The 18,354-nt window shown below is 67.1% G+C and carries 17 protein-coding genes; 12 read left to right on the top strand and 5 right to left on the bottom strand.

Features of this window, described 5'->3' with window-relative positions:
- Nucleotides 1-103 precede the first annotated feature (103 nt).
- The 7 genes from hemE to ACX17K_RS18645 all read left to right on the top strand — a co-directional run bounded on the left by hemE (nt 104) and on the right by ACX17K_RS18645 (nt 7,599).
- Nucleotides 104-1,171 carry a uroporphyrinogen decarboxylase gene (hemE, locus tag ACX17K_RS18675; RefSeq protein ID WP_493775943.1) on the top strand — a complete coding sequence of 356 codons (1,068 nt, stop codon included), beginning with the start codon at nt 104-106 and terminating at the stop codon, nt 1,169-1,171.
- 506 nt (nt 1,172-1,677) lie between these two features.
- Nucleotides 1,678-3,861 (top strand): primosomal protein N', encoded by a 2,184-nt coding sequence (locus ACX17K_RS18670; protein ID WP_493775942.1) that lies wholly within the window; start codon nt 1,678-1,680, stop codon nt 3,859-3,861.
- Nucleotides 3,862-3,872: 11 nt separating this feature from the next.
- Entirely contained in the window at nt 3,873-5,264 is a 1,392-nt protein-coding gene (gene dacB / locus ACX17K_RS18665) for a D-alanyl-D-alanine carboxypeptidase/D-alanyl-D-alanine endopeptidase (protein ID WP_493775941.1), read from the top strand.
- Between the two features lie 50 nt (nt 5,265-5,314).
- Nucleotides 5,315-5,572, top strand: coding sequence for a glutaredoxin 3 (gene grxC, locus ACX17K_RS18660; RefSeq protein ID WP_031296824.1), 258 nt, complete (start codon nt 5,315-5,317; stop codon nt 5,570-5,572).
- A 108-nt stretch (nt 5,573-5,680) separates the two neighbouring features.
- Nucleotides 5,681-6,133, top strand: a complete 453-nt coding sequence (gene secB / locus ACX17K_RS18655) for a protein-export chaperone SecB (RefSeq protein WP_021478518.1) — start codon at nt 5,681-5,683, stop codon at nt 6,131-6,133.
- An 8-nt stretch (nt 6,134-6,141) separates the two neighbouring features.
- On the top strand, nt 6,142-6,585 hold the full coding sequence (locus ACX17K_RS18650; RefSeq protein WP_021478519.1) for an SH3 domain-containing protein: 444 nt from the start codon (nt 6,142-6,144) through the stop codon (nt 6,583-6,585).
- Between the two features lie 9 nt (nt 6,586-6,594).
- Complete coding sequence (locus ACX17K_RS18645; protein WP_493775940.1) at nt 6,595-7,599, top strand: NAD(P)H-dependent glycerol-3-phosphate dehydrogenase; 1,005 nt, start codon at nt 6,595-6,597, stop codon at nt 7,597-7,599.
- Between the two features lie 58 nt (nt 7,600-7,657).
- On the opposite strand, the gene folE is transcribed toward ACX17K_RS18645, so the two are convergent.
- From folE to ACX17K_RS18625, 4 genes are all read right to left on the bottom strand, one after another.
- Nucleotides 7,658-8,278, bottom strand: coding sequence for a GTP cyclohydrolase I FolE (gene folE, locus ACX17K_RS18640; RefSeq protein ID WP_046157544.1), 621 nt, complete (start codon nt 8,276-8,278; stop codon nt 7,658-7,660).
- A 150-nt stretch (nt 8,279-8,428) separates the two neighbouring features.
- On the bottom strand, nt 8,429-10,153 hold the full coding sequence (locus tag ACX17K_RS18635; RefSeq protein ID WP_493775939.1) for a DUF4153 domain-containing protein: 1,725 nt from the start codon (nt 10,151-10,153) through the stop codon (nt 8,429-8,431).
- A gap of 55 nt (nt 10,154-10,208) precedes the next feature.
- Nucleotides 10,209-11,390: an FAD-dependent monooxygenase gene (locus ACX17K_RS18630; protein ID WP_493775938.1), complete on the bottom strand. Its 1,182-nt coding sequence runs from the start codon at nt 11,388-11,390 to the stop codon at nt 10,209-10,211.
- Between the two features lie 189 nt (nt 11,391-11,579).
- Nucleotides 11,580-12,545, bottom strand: a complete 966-nt coding sequence (locus ACX17K_RS18625) for a LysR family transcriptional regulator (RefSeq protein ID WP_493775937.1) — start codon at nt 12,543-12,545, stop codon at nt 11,580-11,582.
- Between the two features lie 95 nt (nt 12,546-12,640).
- Between ACX17K_RS18625 and ACX17K_RS18620 the strand changes: the two genes are divergently transcribed.
- The 4 genes from ACX17K_RS18620 to ACX17K_RS18605 all read left to right on the top strand — a co-directional run bounded on the left by ACX17K_RS18620 (nt 12,641) and on the right by ACX17K_RS18605 (nt 15,296).
- The gene (locus ACX17K_RS18620) at nt 12,641-12,775 is read left to right on the top strand and encodes a hypothetical protein (protein WP_493775936.1); all 135 of its coding nucleotides are present in this window, start codon (nt 12,641-12,643) and stop codon (nt 12,773-12,775) included.
- A complete protein-coding gene (locus tag ACX17K_RS18615) occupies nt 12,775-13,197 on the top strand; it encodes an ester cyclase (protein WP_493775935.1) in 423 nt (140 codons plus the stop codon). The genes ACX17K_RS18620 and ACX17K_RS18615 overlap by 1 nt, the downstream gene beginning before the upstream one ends.
- A gap of 90 nt (nt 13,198-13,287) precedes the next feature.
- Nucleotides 13,288-14,151, top strand: coding sequence for a DMT family transporter (locus ACX17K_RS18610; protein WP_347369888.1), 864 nt, complete (start codon nt 13,288-13,290; stop codon nt 14,149-14,151).
- Nucleotides 14,152-14,255: 104 nt separating this feature from the next.
- A complete protein-coding gene (locus tag ACX17K_RS18605; protein ID WP_493775934.1) occupies nt 14,256-15,296 on the top strand; it encodes a carbonic anhydrase in 1,041 nt (346 codons plus the stop codon).
- Between the two features lie 147 nt (nt 15,297-15,443).
- Here the strand turns inward: ACX17K_RS18605 and ACX17K_RS18600 are convergent, their stop codons facing one another.
- Nucleotides 15,444-15,674 carry a hypothetical protein gene (locus tag ACX17K_RS18600; protein ID WP_493775933.1) on the bottom strand — a complete coding sequence of 77 codons (231 nt, stop codon included), beginning with the start codon at nt 15,672-15,674 and terminating at the stop codon, nt 15,444-15,446.
- Between ACX17K_RS18600 and adhE the strand changes: the two genes are divergently transcribed.
- A complete protein-coding gene (gene adhE / locus ACX17K_RS18595; RefSeq protein ID WP_046157551.1) occupies nt 15,661-18,324 on the top strand; it encodes a bifunctional acetaldehyde-CoA/alcohol dehydrogenase in 2,664 nt (887 codons plus the stop codon). The two genes, ACX17K_RS18600 and adhE, sit on opposite strands and share 14 nt — an antisense overlap.
- Nucleotides 18,325-18,354 lie beyond the last annotated feature (30 nt).

Here is an 18,354-nt window from a genome sequence, read left to right as displayed (position 1 = left end):
GATGGGAGGACGGCCGGGTTTTCCGGCCGTTTTCATTTGTCCGCGCCGGCGGCAGGGTCGGCTGGGATATAATGCCCGCTGATTTCCATAGCCGCGTGATGCCATGACCCAGCTGAAAAACGATACCTTCCTGCGGGCCCTGCTGAAGGAGCCGGTCGAATACACTCCGATCTGGATGATGCGCCAGGCCGGCCGCTACCTGCCGGAATACCGCGCCACCCGCGCCCGCGCCGGCAGCTTCATGGGCTTGTGCACCAGCCCGGACTACGCCACCGAGGTGACGCTGCAGCCGCTGGACCGTTTTCCGCTGGACGCGGCCATCCTGTTCTCCGACATCCTGACCGTGCCGGACGCGATGGGCCTGGGTCTCTACTTCGCCGAGGGCGAGGGGCCGAAGTTCCAGCGTCCGCTGCGCGACGAGGCGGCGATCCGCGCGCTGGAGCCGGCCGACATGGGCAAGCTGCGCTACGTGTTCGACGCAGTGGCCAGCATCCGCAAGGCGCTGGACGGCCGCGTGCCGCTGATCGGCTTTTCCGGCAGCCCGTTCACGCTGGCCTGCTATATGGTGGAGGGCGGCGGCTCCGACGATTTCCGCCACGTCAAAGCCATGCTGTACAGCCGTCCGGAACTGCTGCACCACATTCTGGAGGCGAATACCCAGTCGGTGATCGCCTACCTGAACGCCCAGATCGACGCCGGCGCGCAGGCGGTGCAGATTTTCGACACCTGGGGCGGCGCGCTCAGCCATGCCGCCTATCGCGAATTCTCCCTCGCCTACATGCAGCGCATCGTCGCCGGTCTCAAGCGCGAGGCCGAAGGCCGCAAGGTGCCGGTGATCGTGTTCACCAAGGGCGGCGGCCAGTGGCTGGAAGACATCGCCGCCATCGGCGCCGATTGCGTGGGCCTGGACTGGACCACCGACATCGGCCAGGCGCGCGCGCGCGTCGGCGCCAAGGTGGCGCTGCAGGGCAACTTCGACCCCAACGCGCTGTTCGCCGAACCGGCGGCCATCGAGCGCGAAGTGGCGCGCATCCTGGCCAGCTACGGCCAGGGCAGCGGCCACGTGTTCAATCTGGGCCACGGCATCTCGCAATTCGCCGACCCGGCCCACGCCGGCGCGCTGGTGGACGCGGTGCACAGGCTGTCGCGCGACTATCACGGCGCGGCCTGACGCGCCGAAACGGGGCGGGCGGAAAACGCGCCGCCCCATGTCGGTGCGTTGTGACTGCCGTTTTGAGCGAAGCTGATTAAAAGGCGCTGTTTTTTTAAAGGTTTATTAATTTTCCCCGGAGCGGCCGCATGGCCGAGCCCGGGGGTATTCAGCCGCTTGCCGTCGTTCCTGTTGCATAAATTCGCCTGCTGACAATCTTGATGCCTGGCTACGGGAAGATGCGGGTTGACAGCGGACGCGGCTGGTGTTCTTCGAGTTATGCACACTGCCTAGACCCTGGGTCAAACCTTGTCAAGCGCGGCGGTTAAAAAAAATTAATATTCGTAAGTTATTGAAATAAAAGACATTTTACGTTTGATTAATTTTTGTGCAATCCAGTGGAAACACTGATTTCACGGCTTTTTGCCCGATATCACCATGGTTGTTCACAAAGTTATCCACAAGATCTGTGCACAGCGGATGCAAAGCCTTGTCGCAGCAGGGTTTGCATCTAGCGAGGGGCAATCATGAACGGGCCGGTCCGGATTCAGGTCGCGGTGGATGTGCCGTTGGCGGGAACGTTCAGCTACCTGACTGAATCGCCTGTCATGCCAGGCTCCCGAGTCAGCGTTTCCTTCGGCAATCGCCGGGTGTGTGGCGTGGTGGTCACGCCGATACCGGGGGAGGGTGTGCCCGAGCTCGACGCCGCCAGATTGCGGAGCATCGACGGCGTCCTGGATGGACTGCCGCCGCTGCCGGAAGAATTTCTCGCGCTGGCGCGCTTCGCGTCCGATTACTACCACCACCCGCTGGGCCAGACGCTGTTCACCGCGCTGCCCACCGGCCTGCGCGAACCGCGCGATGTCATCAGGCCGGACCGCCGGCCGTTTGCGCTGACCGAGACCGGTTTGGCCGAGGCGCCGCCGGCGCGGCAGCGCGCGCGGCTGGCCTTGTGGCAGGCGCTGCAGGACGGTCCGCTGGACCTGGCCGCCGCCAAGGCGGTGACGCCTCAGGCCGGCAAGCTGCTGGCCGACTGGCTGGCGGAGGGCAAGGCCGAGCGCGCGACGCTGGAGCCGCCGCCGCTGCGGCTGGGCGACGCGCCGGCGCTGAACGGCGAGCAGCAGGCGGCGCTGGACGCGCTGTCGGCGAGCGAGGGCTTCCAGCCCTGGCTGCTGCACGGCGTCACCGGCAGCGGCAAGACCGAGGTCTATCTGCGCCTGATCGCCGAGCAACTGGCGGCGCGGCGGCAGACGCTGGTGCTGGTGCCGGAAATCAATCTGACGCCGCAACTGATCAACCGTTTCTCCGATCGCTTCCCCGGCAGCCGCATCGTGGTGCAGCACAGCCACCTGGCCGACGGCGAGCGCATGCACGGCTGGCTGGACGCTTGGCACGGCGACGCCGACGTGGTGATAGGCACCCGGCTGTCGGTGTTCACGCCGCTGCCGCGGCTGGGGCTGATCGTGGTCGACGAAGAGCACGACGGCTCGTTCAAGCAGCAGGACGGCCTGCGCTACCACGCCCGCGACCTGGCGGTGTGGCGCGCGCGCCGCGCCGGCATCGCCATCCTGCTGGGATCGGCCACGCCCAGCCTGGAGACGGTGGCCAATGTCGAGGCCGGCCGCTACAAGAAGCTGGCGTTGAACCGGCGCGCCCACGGCGCGGCCAGGCTGCCCGACGTGCGGCTGGTGGACACCCGCCGCAAGAAGCTGGTCGAGGGCCTGTCCGAAGCGGTGCTGGACGCGCTGAAGGCCAGGCTCGCGCGCAAGGAGATGAGCCTGGTGTTCATCAACCGCCGCGGCTTCGCGCCGGTGGTCGCCTGCACCGCCTGCGGCTGGACCAGCGGCTGCCCGCATTGCTCGGCCAAGCTGGTGGTGCACCTGATGGAGCGCAAGCTGCGCTGCCACCACTGCGGCTGGGAGGAGCCGGTGCCGCGCGCCTGTCCGGACTGCGGCGATCCGGACATCAAGCCGCTGGGCGAAGGCACGCAGCGGCTGGAGTCGGCGTTGCAGCGCATGCTGCCGGAGGCCAGGGTGCTGCGGATAGACCGCGACACCACCAGCCGCAAGGACGCCTGGGACGAGGTTTACCGCAAGGTGCACGGCGGCGAGGTGGACATCCTGGTCGGCACCCAGATGCTGGCCAAGGGGCACGACTTCGGCACCTTGTCGCTGGTGGCGGCGCTGGGCGCGGACGGCGGGCTGTACTCGGCGGATTTCCGCGCGTCCGAGCGCCTGTTCGCCCAGCTGATGCAGGTGGCGGGCCGCGCCGGCCGCGCCGACGCGCCGGGCGAGGTGCTGGTGCAGACGCAATGGCCGGACCATCCGCTGTACCAGGCGCTGGCGGCGCACGATTTCGACGGCTACGCGGCCGCATTGCTGAACGAGCGCCGGCAGGCCGGCTTTCCGCCATCCACCTTCCAGGCGCTGCTGCGCGCCGACAGCCCGGCGCTGGCCCAGGCCACCGCCTTTCTGCGCCAGGCGCGCGAGGCGCTGGAGCCGTTGGCCGCGGGCGTGCTGATTTCCGGGCCGGCGCCGGCGCTGATGGCCAGGCTGGCGCAGCGCGAGCGCGCGCAGCTGGTGCTGGAATCGCCGCAGCGCGGCGCGCTGCACCGGCTGCTTCATCAATTGCCGCCGCTGCTGGATGGCCTGGCCAAGGCGCACGGCCGCGCGCTGCGCTGGTCGCTGGACGTGGACCCGCAGGAATTATGAGAGGAAACGATATGGCAATCGCGAAGTGGCCGGCCTTGTTGGCGCTGGCCTGCGCGCCGGCGCTGGCGCTGGATCTGCATGGCCTGAAACCGGATGAGATCGCCGTATGGGCGGCGCCGGTGGAGGGCGGCGAACCGCTGGCCAGCCACCGGGCCGACGAGCCGGTCAACCCGGCCTCGACCATGAAGCTGCTGACCGGCTGGGCGGCGCTGAACCGGCTGGGGCCGGACTACCGCTGGAAGACGGCGCTGCTGTCGGCCGCGCCGGTGGAGGGCGACGCGCTGAAGGGCGACCTGTACTGGCTGGGCGGCGGCGACCCGCGTTTCGACAACGGCGATCTGCTGAGCCTGTTGTACAGCCTGAGGCTGCGCGGCATCCGCCAGTTGGATGGGCAACTGCTGCTGGACAAGCGCGCCTTCGGCAATATCGGCGGCGCCGACGATTTCGACGGCGATGCCGGCCGCGCCTTCGTCGTCGGCCCCGACACCCATCTGACCAACTTGAAAGTGGCCTGGCTGACCTTCTTCAACGACGGACAGGGCGCGCGCGTGGTACTGGACCCGCCGCTGGCCGGCGTAGAGCTCAGCGCATCGCTGAAGCCGGGGCCGGACGAGGCCTGCGCCGATGTGCGCCGCTTCGTCTCCATCGAGAACGATGGCCGCCGCGTGAGCGTGGCCGGCAGCCTGCCGCCGGCCTGCGACGGGCAGCGCGCCTACGTCAACGTGCTGGGCCACGACGCGTTCGCCGGCCAGGACTTCGCCGCTCTGTGGGCGGCGCTGGGCGGCAGCGGGCCGCTGCGGGTGGCGCGCGGCCGCGCGCCGGACGGCGCGCGCGAGCTGGCTTCCTGGCAGTCGCAACCCCTGGCGGTGGCGCTGTCCGACATCAACAAGTACAGCAACAACACCATGGCGCGCACGTTGTTCCTGACGCTGGGGCGCGAGGCCGGCGGCGAGGACACCGCGGCGGCAGCCGAACGCGCGCTGCGCGAGGAACTGAGCCATCGCGGCATCGCCGACATCGGCGCGCTGCGGCTGGAGAACGGCTCCGGCCTGTCGCGGCGCGAGCGGGTGACCGCCCGCTTGCTGGGCGAGGTGCTGCTGGACGCCGCGCGCGGCCCGTACGCCGGCGAATTCATCGCCAGCCTGCCGATCGCCGCCACCGACGGCACGCTGAAGAAGCGTTTCGCCGACTTGGGGCCGCGGCTGCGGATGAAGACCGGCACGCTGAACGACGTCAAGGCGCTGGCCGGCTACTGGCAGGCGGCCGACGGCAGGCGGCTGGCCATCGTCGCCATCGTCAACGGCCCGCGGGCCGGGGAGTCGGGCAAGGCGCTGGACGCGGTGGTGGCCGATCTGGCGCACGGCTTCAATACCGAGACGATGCGATCCAGCGCAAGGCGCTGAGCCGCGAACCCGGCTATAATCGTCGGCGATCGAATTTTCAGGCGAGAACCATGAAACCGGTAACCATGTACACCACCGCGGTCTGCCCCTACTGCGTGCGCGCCAAGCAACTCTTGGCCAGCAAGGGCGTCAGCGGCATCACCGAGATCCGCATCGACCTCGATCCGGACGCGCGCGACAAGATGATGGCGCTGACCGGCCGCCGCACCGTGCCGCAGATCTTCATCGGCGAGACCCATGTCGGCGGCTGCGACGAGCTGGTGGCGCTGAATCATTCCGGCAAGCTGGACCCGCTGCTGGCGGACTGAGCGGCGGGGCTTTGCAGCGATTGGCCGCCGCGCGGCTTTCGTGCGATGATGCCCGCCGATGTACCCATAAAATTCTGCCGTCATGAGACGGTTTTTGCGAGAAAGAACATGAGCGAACAACAAGAGCTGCAACCGGCGTTTTCCATCGAAAAAATCTACGTGAAGGACATCTCGCTGGAGGTGCCGAACGCGCCGCAGGTGTTCCTGGAACAGGCTCAGCCGGAAATCGACATGCAGCTGGCCAGCGCCGGCCAACAGCTGGACGACGGCTATTTCGAAGTGACCCTGACCGTCACCGTGACCGCCAAGCTGCCGGAAAAGAACATGTTCCTGTGCGAAGTCGCCCAGGCCGGCATCTTCCAGATCCGCAACATCCCGGGCGAAGACCTGGATCCGATCCTCGGCGTCGCCTGCCCGAACATCCTGTTCCCGTACGCCCGCGAGACCGTGTCCAGCGTGGTGAACCGCGCCGGCTTCCCGCCGGTGCTGCTGGCCCCGATCAACTTCGAAGCGCTGTACATGCAGCAGCGCGCGCAGCAAGCCGAAGCCGGCAACGCCTGAGGCCAGCCATGAAGCGTCTCGTTCTGCCGCTGTTGCTGGCGTCCGCGTTGGCGGCCCCGTCCGTCCATGCCCTGGAATTCCGTTCGGTCAAGGAAACCGGCGTCGCGCTGTACGAGGCGCCTTCGCTGAGCGCGAAAAAGCTGTTCGCGGTCAGCCGCTATTATCCGGTCGAGGTGTTGCAAAGCCAGAAGGAGTGGTCGCGCGTGCGCGACGCCACCGGCGGCATCGCCTGGATTCCGGCCGCGGCGCTGTCCAAGCAGCGCTGGCTGCTGGTGGTGTCGGCCCAGGCCGGCGTGCGCGACCGGGGCGCGGAGGACGGCAAGCTGCTGTTCACCGTGCCCAAGGACGGCGTGCTGGAGCTGCAGGAGGCCCCGCAGAACGGCTGGGCCAAAGTGCGCCACCGCGACGGCAGCGTCGGCTATGCTCGTATTACCGATCTCTGGGGCTTGTAAGGACCGCGGATGAAACTGGCGATACTCGGCGCCGGCGCATGGGGCAGCGCGCTGGCGATAGCTTTTGCCCGTCACCACCAGGTGACCTTGTGGGCGCGTGACGCTGAACAGATCCGGCGGATGGACGCCGAGCGGGTCAACCAGCGTTACCTGCCCGACTGCCCGTTTCCGGAGCCGTTGACGCTGTCGTCGGATCTCGTGGCCGCTACGCGCGACGCGGAGCTGGCGCTGATCGTCACGCCGATGGCGGGGCTGCGGCCCACGCTGAAGTCTCTGATGGCGCTGGACGCGCCGCCGCCGCCCATCCTGTGGGCGTGCAAGGGCTTCGAGGCCGGCTCCAGCCTGCTGCCGCACCAGGTGGCGGAGGAGGAGCTGCCAGCAGAGCACCTGTACGGCGCCTTGTCCGGCCCCAGCTTCGCCCGCGAAGTGGCGCAGGGTCTGCCGGCGGCGGCGGCCATCGCCTCCGACCACGCCGAATTCGCCGCCAGCGTGGCGCGCGAGCTGCACAGCCCGCTGCTGCGCCTGTACGCCAACGACGACCTGGTCGGCGTCGAGGTGGGGGGCGCGGTTAAGAACGTGATGGCGATCGCCACCGGCGTCGCCGACGGGCTGGATTTCGGCTTGAACGCGCGCGCGGCGCTGATCACCCGCGGGCTGGCCGAGATCACCCGGCTCGCGATGGCGCTCGGCGCCAGCCCTCAGACCATGATGGGCCTGTCCGGCATGGGCGATCTGATCCTCACCTGCACCGGCGCGCTGTCGCGCAACCGCCAGGTGGGCCTGAAGCTGGCCGAAGGCAAGCCGCTGCAGCAGGTGCTGGACGAACTGGGCCATGTGGCCGAGGGCGTGGCCACCGCGCGCGAGGTGCTGACCATGGCCGAGCGGCTGCAGGTGGACATGCCGATCACCGCCGCGGTGTGCGGCCTGCTGTACCAGGGGCACGATCCGCAAAAAGTGGTGGATGGCCTGCTCAGGCGCTCGCCGAAGTCCGAATCCGGCGGCTTGCTGGATTAGGCGCGAAAGACATCAAGGCCGCTCCCTTCCGGGCAGCGGCCTTTTTCATGCCCGCCGTTCAGCGCTCGATCGCGCGCAGGAATTCGTTGCGGGCGTTGGCGTCGGTTTCGAAATCGCCGGCGTAGCATTGCGTGATCACCCGTTCGTCGCCGCGCCGGTTTTCCCCCATCAACAGACATAGCTGCTCGGCCTCGATCAGGCAGGCGGCGCCGCGCGCCCCGCCATGCTCGACCAGGGTGCGGGAGATCTCGTGGGTGATCCATTCCTGGTAGGTGTAGCGGTGGCTGATGGCGTCCACCATCCGCGCGATGCGGCCGAAGCCGTGCAGCCGGCCGCCGGGCAGATAGGCGACGTGGGCGACGCCGCGGAAGGGCAGCAGGTGGTGCGGGCACATGCCGTGGACCGCCAGGCTGCGTATCACCACCATGTCGCGGCGGTCGTCGGCGAAGCCGCTGCCCAGCGCCTCGGCCGGGACGGTGTCGTAGCCGTCCAGCAGGCGCTTCTGCCACAGCTCGCGCACGCGCTGGGCGGTCTTGCCGGTGTGGATGGGGTCGATGGCGATGCCGCTGGCGGTCAGCATGTCGGCCACCGCTTTTTCGAAGGCGGCGGCGTCGAAGGGCCGGACGCGATCGAGCGGGCGCTGGCAGGCGGAGTGGTCGTGATCGTCGATGAAAGACATGGCGCGGCTCCATTGCGGTGGGACGGAGGGCGGCCGGGCCCGGAGATAGGCCGGCCGCCTGTGTTTGCATGGTATCGGGAGGCGGGCCGTCTTGACGATCGGATTCCGTCCGTTTATTTCGATTTCTGCGCGCGGGGCGGCGCGCTCCGCTTATTTTTTAGCGACTGGGCATTCCTGCGGCGCGTAGGGATAGCGCGGCCGCAGCCGCAGCCCGCCGGCGTCCAGGTCGGGCAGCCGCGGGGGAGCGGCTCGCGCCTGTCCCGCCGCCAGCGCTTCCAGCGGCGCCAGGCAGGCGGAGGGAAGGTCGTAGGTGGCGGCGAGCGTCCACAGGCCCTGGGCGTTGCGCTGGAACAGCGACAAGCGGGCGGCAAGCTTTTCCGCCAGCAGCACTTCCGGCTTGCCGCCGCCGCTGTAGTCGCCGACATAGGCGTCGCATTCATTGCGGCCGTCCAGCAGGCAGGACGGCAGTTCGCCGGTCCGCTTGGCGGCTTGCTTCCAGTCCTGGGCCAGGAAGTCGGCCGGCAACGGGGCCGGTCCGCGCGGGCGGACCGCCTGGGCGGGAGGCTTGGGCTGGGGCTTGTCCTCGCTGAGCGCGTCGCCGGCCTTAAGGCGGACAGCGCCGTCGACGCCGGGACCGTCCCTCAGCCGCAGCAGGGCTGCATGGCCATAGCGCAGCCCGCGGTAGCGCAGGAAATCGAAGTCGAAGCGCTCCGCGGCCACGCGGCCGGCTTGCAGCCGGGACAGTTGGCTGGACACCGAAATCCGCGCGGGATCGGCCAACGGCGTCAGCACGGCGGCCAGCAGGGCGAGCGACAGCCAGGCGGCGCCGATATTGGCGCAGGCCACGCCGGCGAGCCCGGCCTGCCGACGCAAGGCCGCCCAGCCGTAACCGGCGGCGTAGCAGGCGCCGAGGATGACGAGGCAGGCGGCGAACACCCGGTCCGGCGACCAGCCGTACTGGCCGACGCGCAGCGCCAGCGCGTAGGCGGCCAGCGCCTGCAGCGGCGCGAGCAGCAGGCAGGCGGCGCGCAGGCTGAGCCGGATCACGCGGCCGGGCGCTTCGCCGCCGTCCTGGTAGGCGGTGTTCAGCAGGAAGATCAGCAGCCCGCTCGCGCCCAGCAACAGCGCGGTGGCGTGGCCGGTCTTCCACAGGCTGTCCAGTCCGGTGAAGGGCAGCAGCGCGAGAAAGGCGGCGATCAACAGAGCCAGCAGGGGCAGTAGCCAGGACAGCAGGGTCAGCAGCAGCGAGCGCAGCCCCTGGATGATGCCTGGGCGGACATCGCTCAGATGCAGGCCGGCCGACAGCGCCAGCGTGCTGGCTGGTATCGCGAACTCGGCTTCTCCTATCAGCCGGCGCAGGCCGTCTATGCCCACCAGGGCGAACAGCTCGGCGCCCAGATTCAGGATCAGCCAGAACACGCCGACGAACAGGCCGGAGAACATCAGCTGCAGGCCAAGCTTCCAGGCGGTGTCGAAATAGGCGGGGTAGGACGCCCGCCAGCGCCGCTCGCTTTCGCCGGCCAGGATCAGCGGCCAGGCGATGAACAGCAGCATGGCGACGCCCAGAATCGCCAGGGCCCCCGGCATCAGGTCCGAGCGCGCGGCGTGCTCCAGTCCGACGCGCCAGCGGTCATGCGCGCCGACGACTGCGATGGCCAGGGCCAGTCCCGCCAGCCAGGCCGCCAGCCGGGAGGGGCGCAGCGCGCCGAGTCCGGTCTGGCACAGCAGGGGCAGCGACGCGGCGGCGAGCAGCAGCGGCGAGAACAGCAGCGGGTGGAGGGATAGCCAGCCGCCATGGTCCGACGCGCGGTACAGCGCGTAAAGCGCGATCCCTTGCAGCAGGCCGATGGCGGCGCGAATGTGGAATGGGTTCATGAACATGCCGGGAGGGGAAAAAGTTTCCCGATCCTAGCATGAATGGAAAAATCGATCAGGCGCGCAGCCCCAGCGCGTAGCGTATCGCCTCGCGCTTCAGCGGACCGGCCTTGTCCGCCAGCCTGAGCCCCAGGCCGCGCAGCAGGCGCAGCGGACCGATATCGTTGGAAAAGCCGTAGCAGAACGCGTCCATGCCGGCCTGCATCGCCAGATTGGCCGGCTTGCGCGCGCGCTGGTAGCGCGCCAGCGTCTTCCCGCTTGCCCAATCCTCTCCCTTGGCGCGAGCGTCCAGAATGGTCCGGGCCAGCATGGCGGCGTCCTGGAAGCCCAGGTTGACGCCCTGGCCGGCCAGCGGATGGATGGTGTGGGCGGCGTCGCCGGCCAGCGCCACGCCGTCCTTGACGTAGCATTGGGCATGGCGGCGGGTCAGGCCGAAGCTGCCGCGCGCGGTCAACTCCCGGATGCCGGGCAGCTTGCGTGGAAAGGCCTGGCTGACTGCGGCGATCAGCTCGTCGTCGCCCAGCGTAAGCAAGCGCTTCACCTCTTCCGGCCGGTGGTACCACACCAGGGAGGCGGCATCGCCGCATAGCGGCAGGAAGGCTTGCGGGCCGTCGGGTGTGAAGCGCTGCCAGGTGATGTCCTGTTGTCCGCAGTCCATGCGGCAGGTCAGCGCCAGCGCGTGCATCGGGTAATCCCAGCCGGTGACGCCGATGCCGGCGGCATCGCGCACCTGCGAGCGGGCGCCGTCGGCGGCGATCAGCAGCCTGGCTTGCAGCCTGCTTCCGTCGGACAGCGTCAGCTGGGAGGCTTGGGGCCGGTAGACGATGTCCGACACTATGGCCGGACAGCGGTAATCGATGTCGCCCTTGTCGAACAGCGCCGCGGTGGCGGCCAGCTGCACCACGCGGTTTTCCACGATGTGGCCCAGCTCCGCCACGCCGGCCTCGGCGGCGTCGAACAAGGTGCCGGCGGCCTCGTCGCCTTCCCATACCTGCATCCGGCGGTAGGGCGCGGCGCGCATCGCCAGCGCCTGCTCCCAGGCGCCTATGGACTGCAGAAAGGCGGCGGAGGCCGGGCTGATCGCCGACACTCGCAGATCGGGCGCCTGTTCCGGCGCGAATGTCGCGGGGGCCTCTCTTTCCAGCACGCAGACCGACAATCCCTGTCCGCTCAACGCGGCGCCTAGCGCGCTGCCCACCATGCCGCCGCCGACGATGACGATGTCGCGATGTTCCATTGCATTCTCCTGATTTAGAGCCTGTTCAAAGTCTGCCGCGCGTCGGCGATGCAGCGTAGAAAACGTCTTCAGAATGCTCATGTGCCGTATGTGCATTCCGCTTCTTCAACCATTTTCGCCTTGTCTCGCGCGAGTTCGCGTGACTTTGAACAGGCTCTTAGGCCGGCGCGGCGCCGGCGCGAATGGCGCTCATTCTGGCGATGGCGGCCGAATGCCGCTTTGGCCTGGATCAATGCCGGCTTCCAGCAACGCGCGCATCCGCGGCACCACGTGCTGGATGAAGGCTTCGTATTTGCGCGGCAGCGGGTGGCGATAGGGGTAGACCAGGTAGACCGGCCAGCAGTCGTGGCTCCAGCCAGGCAGCACCGGCGCCAGGCGTCCGCTTTTCAGATGCTCGCTGGCGACATAGGCCGGCAGCAGCGCGACGCCGCTGCCGGCGATGGCGGCGGACAGCAGCGGCGCGTACTGGTGGCTGCTGAGCACTGGCTGCACCCGCACCTGCTTCTGCTGGCCGTCTTTTTCCAGCAGCCATTCCGGCGTGTCGCGCAGTTTGGGGCGGCTGGTGTCCAGCAGGATGCGGTGCAGCGGCAGATCGTCGGGCGTCTCGAGCGGCGGCGCCTTGGCCAGGTAGTCAGGGGAGGCGAACGCCCACTCGCGCACCAGGCCCAGCGGCTTGGCCACCAGCGCGTCGTCATGGACGCTGCGGGTGCGGATGCAGAAGTCCAGCCCCTCCGAGATTGGATCCTGCAGCCGGTTTTCCACCTGCAGCTTCAGTTGCAGGCCTGGGTGCAGCACCGCCAGCTCGGCCAGGATGGGCGCCAGCAGATATTGGGCGAAGGAGGTGATGGAACTGATCACCAGCGGCCCGCTGACCTCGCCCTCGGCCTCGTTGATGTCTATCCGGGCCCGCTCCAGCAAACAGCGCAGCTCGCGAGCGTGCACGGCCAGCCGCTGGCCGGTTTCAGTCAGCGCCACGCGGCGGGTGTTGCGCAACACCAGCACGGTGCCGAACTGCCTCTCCAGCGCTTTCACCAGCTGGCTGACGCGGCTTTTGGTGCAGTCCAGCTCTTCGGCGGCGGCAGTGAAGCTGCCGCGGCGAACCAGCGCGTCGAAGGCGAGCAGGGCTTGGGAGTCGGGTAAGTGGTCTGTTCTCATTTAATGAACAGTGTGTCATGACGAATGGGCTTTTTCAATAAAATCAGCGTGTATACGATACGAGCAATGATGAATGATTGAACAGTGGAGGCGAAATGAGCAAGTTGCTGAGCATGCTCAGACATTGGCGGGACTGGTGGTGGCAGGGGATGACCATCCATGCCCGGCACGCCTGCCGAGATGAAATGGAGACGCTGGAGCGCATCCGCAACCGCATGGAGACATGGTAATGAGCAGCAGGACGACGAGAGACGTGGTGTTGGGGTTTTTGAAGGAGGTGCGCTCCGGGGCTAACCCGGACGCGGCCGACCGCTATCTGGCGGCCAGCGTCGCCGCGCACCAGCTGGAGTCGGAGAATCCGCGCACGCTGGCGCGCAGCCCGGCCAATTACGCCGAGCATGTGCGTGAATTCAAGCGCCTGTTCGGCGATTTTGAACTGCGGATAGACGAATTGCTGGTGGATGGCGACCGCGCCTACGCGCGCTGGACCCAGTTCGGCCATCATCTGGCGGAGATGGACGGCTATCCGCCCAGTGGCGCGCCGGTCGTGCTGATAGACAGCGCCTGTTACCGGGTGGAGGGAGGCAAGATCGTCGAATACTGGATACAAGCGGACAGGATGGGGCTGGCGCCGCAATTGAGGACACGATGATGCATCGTTAGACATCCGTCATTCTCTTCTGAAACAATACCCCCTCGACAGGGCCGCGCAGACGGCCCGTGAAACCGCCGAGGAGCCGTATTGCCTTATCTCGCCCTGACGCTGGCCATGTTCCTGTGGTCCAGCGCCTTCATCGTTCTGAAGTACGTATTCCAGTTCTACCACCCGCTGGCGGTGTTGTTCGCGCGCATGGCCATCGCCACGCTGTGCTTGCTGCCGTTGGCGATGGGGGGGCGCATCGCCTGGCATTACCGCAAGGGCGACTGGCCGTGGCTGCTGGCGATGGGCCTGTGCGAGCCTTGCCTGTACTTTCTGTTCGAGGCCAACGCGCTGATGCATACCAGCGCGTCGCAGGCCGGCGTGATCACCGCCACGCTGCCGATGATGATGGCAGTGGGCGCCGCCCTGTTTCTGCATGAGCGCCAGCCGCGGCATGTGTGGCTGGGCATCGCGCTGTCTTTCGCCGGGGTGATCTGGCTGAGCATGGACAGCCAGGCCGGGCCTGGCGCGCCGGATCCGCTGCTGGGCAATGCGCTGGAGTTCTGCGCGATGATTTGCGCCAGCGGCTATGTGCTGATCGCCAAGCGCTTGTCGGTCCGTTATTCGCCGCTGGCGCTGACCGGCGTCCAGACGCTGGCCGGCTGCGCCTGGTTCGGTCTGGCGATGCTGACGCCGTGGGGCGTCTGGCCGGACAAGCTGCTGCTGGTCCCCAGCCTGTGGGTGCTTTACCTGGGCGCGGCGATCACGCTGGGCGCTTATGGGCTCTACACCTGGGCGGTGTCGCGGATTCCGGTGGCGCGCGCCGGCGCCTTCAACAATCTGATACCGGTGTTCACCGTCGCCATGGCCTGGCTGTTGCTGGACGAGAAATTGCAGGCCTGGCAGGGCGCGGCCGGGGCGCTGGTATTCGCCGGGGTGTGGCTGAGCCAGCGGCGGCAGGCGTGAAAGGCGGCTGGCGGCTTTCCCCGCCATGGTCGATGATGCAGAATAGAAATGATTGTGAATGACGTAAGGAATCGAGCATGAGCCCACGGCTGATCGGATCTTGCATGATGTTGCCGTTGCTGCTGAGCCTGCAGGCGGCCTGGGCCGACGACGCGTCCGGCAACCAGGTGCAGCAGGTGATCAAGCTGCCGCTGAAGCTGAACACGCCGCCGCAGGCCGCGGAGCACGGCGCCGCGCCGGCCGCGAAGCCGGCCGCCGAGGCGAAACCGGCGGAAGGCAAGCCGGAAGGTAAGCCCGCGGAAGCCGCCAAGCCCGCGGCGGAAGCGGCGAAGAAGGCTGAGCCGGCCAAGGCCGCGCCGGAGAAAATGGAGCCCGGCGTGCAGATGGGCAAGCCGCCGGCGCGCGATCTGAGCCAGCCCAGTCCGGAAGTGCGGGCGCCGGGCGGCAAGCCGCGGGCCGCGCACCGGGTCAAGCCGCGCCATCCGGCCAAGCGTGTCGAGAAGGCGGCCGGCGAAGCCGGACAGGTGAAGGGCGTGGTCGGCAGCATCCTCAAGGCCAACAGCGCTTATATCGCCAAGCATTCGCCAGGCTATCTGGCCAAGCTGGGAGAGCGCGCCGCGCCCAGGGCGACGGTGGTCGCCTGTTCCAGTCCCGGCGGCAACGTCGGCATGCTGGGCGGGGAGGCCGACGCCGACCTGTTCGTGATCAGCAATCTGGGCAACCAGCTGGCCAGCTCCGAAGGATCGATAGAATACGGCGTCCGCGACCTGCACACCCCTCTGCTGATGTTCGTCAGCCATACCGGCTGCGGCGCGATCAAGGCGGCGGCCGGCGACTACAGCAATCTGGGGCCGGCGGTGCAGAAGGAGCTGGACAATATCGAGATTCCCAAGGGAATCGACGCCACCAACGGCGCGCTGATCAACATCAACAACCAGGTGGAGGGCGCCATCCTCAAGTTCTCCGGCGAGGTGGAGGCGGGCAAGCTGGCGGTGCTGGGCGGCTATTACGACTTCAACAACGATCTGAAGCAAGGCCGCGGCAAGCTGGTGATCACCAATATCAACGGCGAGACCGATCCGGCGCGCATTCGCGAGCTGACGCGCAGCGGCCGCTACTTCCACTACGGTTTCATGGGGCGTTGAGTCCGCTCCGGTAGCATGCTTGTTACAACGGTCTGTTCCGGGACCATCCAAAGAGCGCCCAAGCGGCGCTCTTTTTGCGGGAAAAGCGGAAATTGTTTGGCCATGCGCAAAAACGAATATCCGAAAACGGATTAGGATAGTCGTGAATCAAGCGAGCCAGCGGCGATACGCGATGAACCCACTGAATTTCATCAGGGTATCGCGTTTCTGATGTAATGGCTCCGCTACAAAGGGTTGGATGGCGTCGTCATCGCGCGGCGGTGGCGGATGGGGTTTTGGCTGATATTTTTTCGAATTCGAAAATTTAACAGCAAAAACGAAAATCAAGCGCTCGGCAATTTCATTTGGTTCTTGGAGAGACAAAATGGCAGTCAGCAATCAGATCGAACTCGACGCCCTGGTGGCCCGCGTCAAGAAGGCGCAGGCGGCGTTCGCGCAGTTCACGCAGGAGCAGGTGGACCACATCTTCCGCAGCGCGGCGCTGGCCGCCGCCGACGCCCGCATCCCGCTGGCGCGGATGGCCGTTTCCGAAACCGGCATGGGGGTGATGGAAGACAAGGTGATCAAGAACCACTTCGCCTCCGAGTACATCTACAACAAGTACAAGGACGAGAAGACCTGCGGCGTGCTGTCCGAGGACGACACCTTCGGCACCATCACCATCGCCGAGCCCATCGGCGTGCTGTGCGGCATCGTCCCCACCACCAACCCGACCTCCACCGCCATCTTCAAGGCGCTGATCTCGCTGAAAACCCGCAACGGCATCATCTTCTCGCCGCACCCGCGCGCGCGCCGCTCCACCTGTGAAGCCGCCCGCCTGGTGCTGGAAGCCGCCGTCGCCGCCGGGGCGCCGCAAGACATCATAGGCTGGATCGACGAGCCGTCGGTGGCGCTGTCCAACCAGCTGATGCACCACCCCGACGTCAACCTGATCCTGGCCACCGGCGGCCCGGGCATGGTCAAGGCCGCCTATTCCTCCGGCAAGCCCGCCATCGGCGTCGGCGCCGGCAACACCCCGGCGGTGATAGACGAAACCGCCGACATCAAGCGCGCCGTCGCCTCCATCCTGATGTCCAAAACCTTCGACAACGGCGTGGTGTGCGCGTCCGAACAGTCGGTGATCATCGTCGATGAAATCTACGACGCGGTGCGCGATCGCTTCTCCAAGCACGGCGGCTACATTCTGTCCAAGAGCGAAGCCGAGGCGGTGCGCAAGGTGATCCTGCAGGACGGCAGCCTGAACGCAGCCATCGTCGGCCAGAGCGCGGCCAAGATCGCAGCGATGGCCGGCATCGAAGTGCCGCCGACCACCAAGGTGCTGATCGGCGAGGTGACCGAAGTGTCGGAGAAGGAGGCCTTCGCCCACGAAAAACTGTCGCCCACGCTGGCCATGTATCGCGCCAAGAACTTCCTTGACGCCTGCGACAAGGCCGCCGCGCTGGTGGTCATGGGCGGCATCGGCCACACCTCGGCGCTGTACACCGACCAGGATCTGCAGGAAGAACGGGTGCGCTATTTCGGCGACAAGATGAAGACCGCCCGCATCCTGATCAACACCCCGTCGTCGCAAGGCGGCATCGGCGACCTGTACAACTTCAGCCTGGCGCCGTCGCTGACGCTGGGTTGCGGCTCCTGGGGCGGCAACTCCATTTCGGAGAACGTCGGCCCCAAACACCTGATCAACAAGAAAACCGTCGCCAAGAGGGCTGAGAACATGCTGTGGCACAAGCTGCCGAAGTCCATCTACTTCCGCCGCGGCTGCCTGCCGGTGGCGCTGGAAGATCTGGCCGGCAAGAAACGCTGCCTGATCGTCACCGGCCAGTATCTATTCGAGAACGGCTTTGTCGACGAGCCGATCCGCCTGCTGAAGAAGATGGGCCTGGAGGTGGAAACCTTTTTCGAGGTGCCGGCCGATCCTACGTTGGCGGTGGTGCGCAAGGGCACCGATCTCGCCCATGCCTTCAAGCCGGACGTGATCATGGCGATAGGCGGCGGCTCGCCGATGGACGCCGCCAAGATCATGTGGGTGATGTACGAGCATCCGGAAGTGCACTTCGCCGATCTGGCGCTGCGCTTCATGGACATCCGCAAGCGCATCTACCAGTTCCCGAAACTGGGCCGGAAAGCGATGATGGTGGCCGTGCCGACCACCTCCGGCACCGGCTCGGAAGTGACGCCGTTCGCGGTAGTCACCGATGAGACCACCGGCGTGAAATACCCGATCGCCGATTACGAGCTGACGCCGAACATGGCCATCGTCGACGCCAATCTGGTGATGAACATGCCCAAGTCGCTGACCGCCTTCGGCGGCATCGACGCGGTGACCCACGCGCTGGAAGCCTATGTGTCGGTGATGGCCAACGAGTATTCCGACCCGCAGGCGCTGCAAGCGCTGAAGCTGTTGAAGGAATACCTGCCGTCGTCCTACCTGAACGGCGCCAAGGACCCGAAAGCGCGCGAACAGGTGCACAACGCCGCCACCATTGCCGGCGTCGCCTTCGCCAACGCCTTCCTCGGCGTCTGCCACTCGATGGCGCACAAGATCGGCGCGGAGTTCGGCCTGGCGCACGGCCTGGCCAACGCGCTGTTGATCAGCAATGTGATCCGCTACAACGCCGCCGACGTGCCGACCAAGCAGACCGCCTTCAGCCAGTACGACCGGCCGAAGAGCGTGGCGCGCTACGCCGAGATCGCCCGCCACCTGGGCCTGGAGGCCAGCCGCGACCACCAGCGCGTCGAGAAGCTGATCGAGTGGGTGGATGAGCTGAAGCAGACGCTGGGCATCCCGGCGTCGATCCAGGCCGCCGGCGTCGCCGAATCGGACTTCCTGGCCAAGCTGGACGAAGTGGCCGAAGCCGCCTTCGACGACCAGTGCACCGGCGCCAACCCGCGCTACCCGCTGATCAGCGAGCTGAGGCAGCTGCTGCTGGACAGCTACTACGGCCGCCCGTACAAGGAAGCCTGGGAGCGGGAGGAGGCCGCGGTCGAGGACAAGCCGGCCAAAGGCAAGTCCAAAGCCAAGGCCTGAAGCGGCTTGTAGCCGGATATTGATCGAAGC

It is taken from the genome of Chromobacterium sp. INPA-IVC (assembly GCF_059047085.1).
This window is presented reverse-complemented; position numbering and strand designations above follow the sequence as displayed.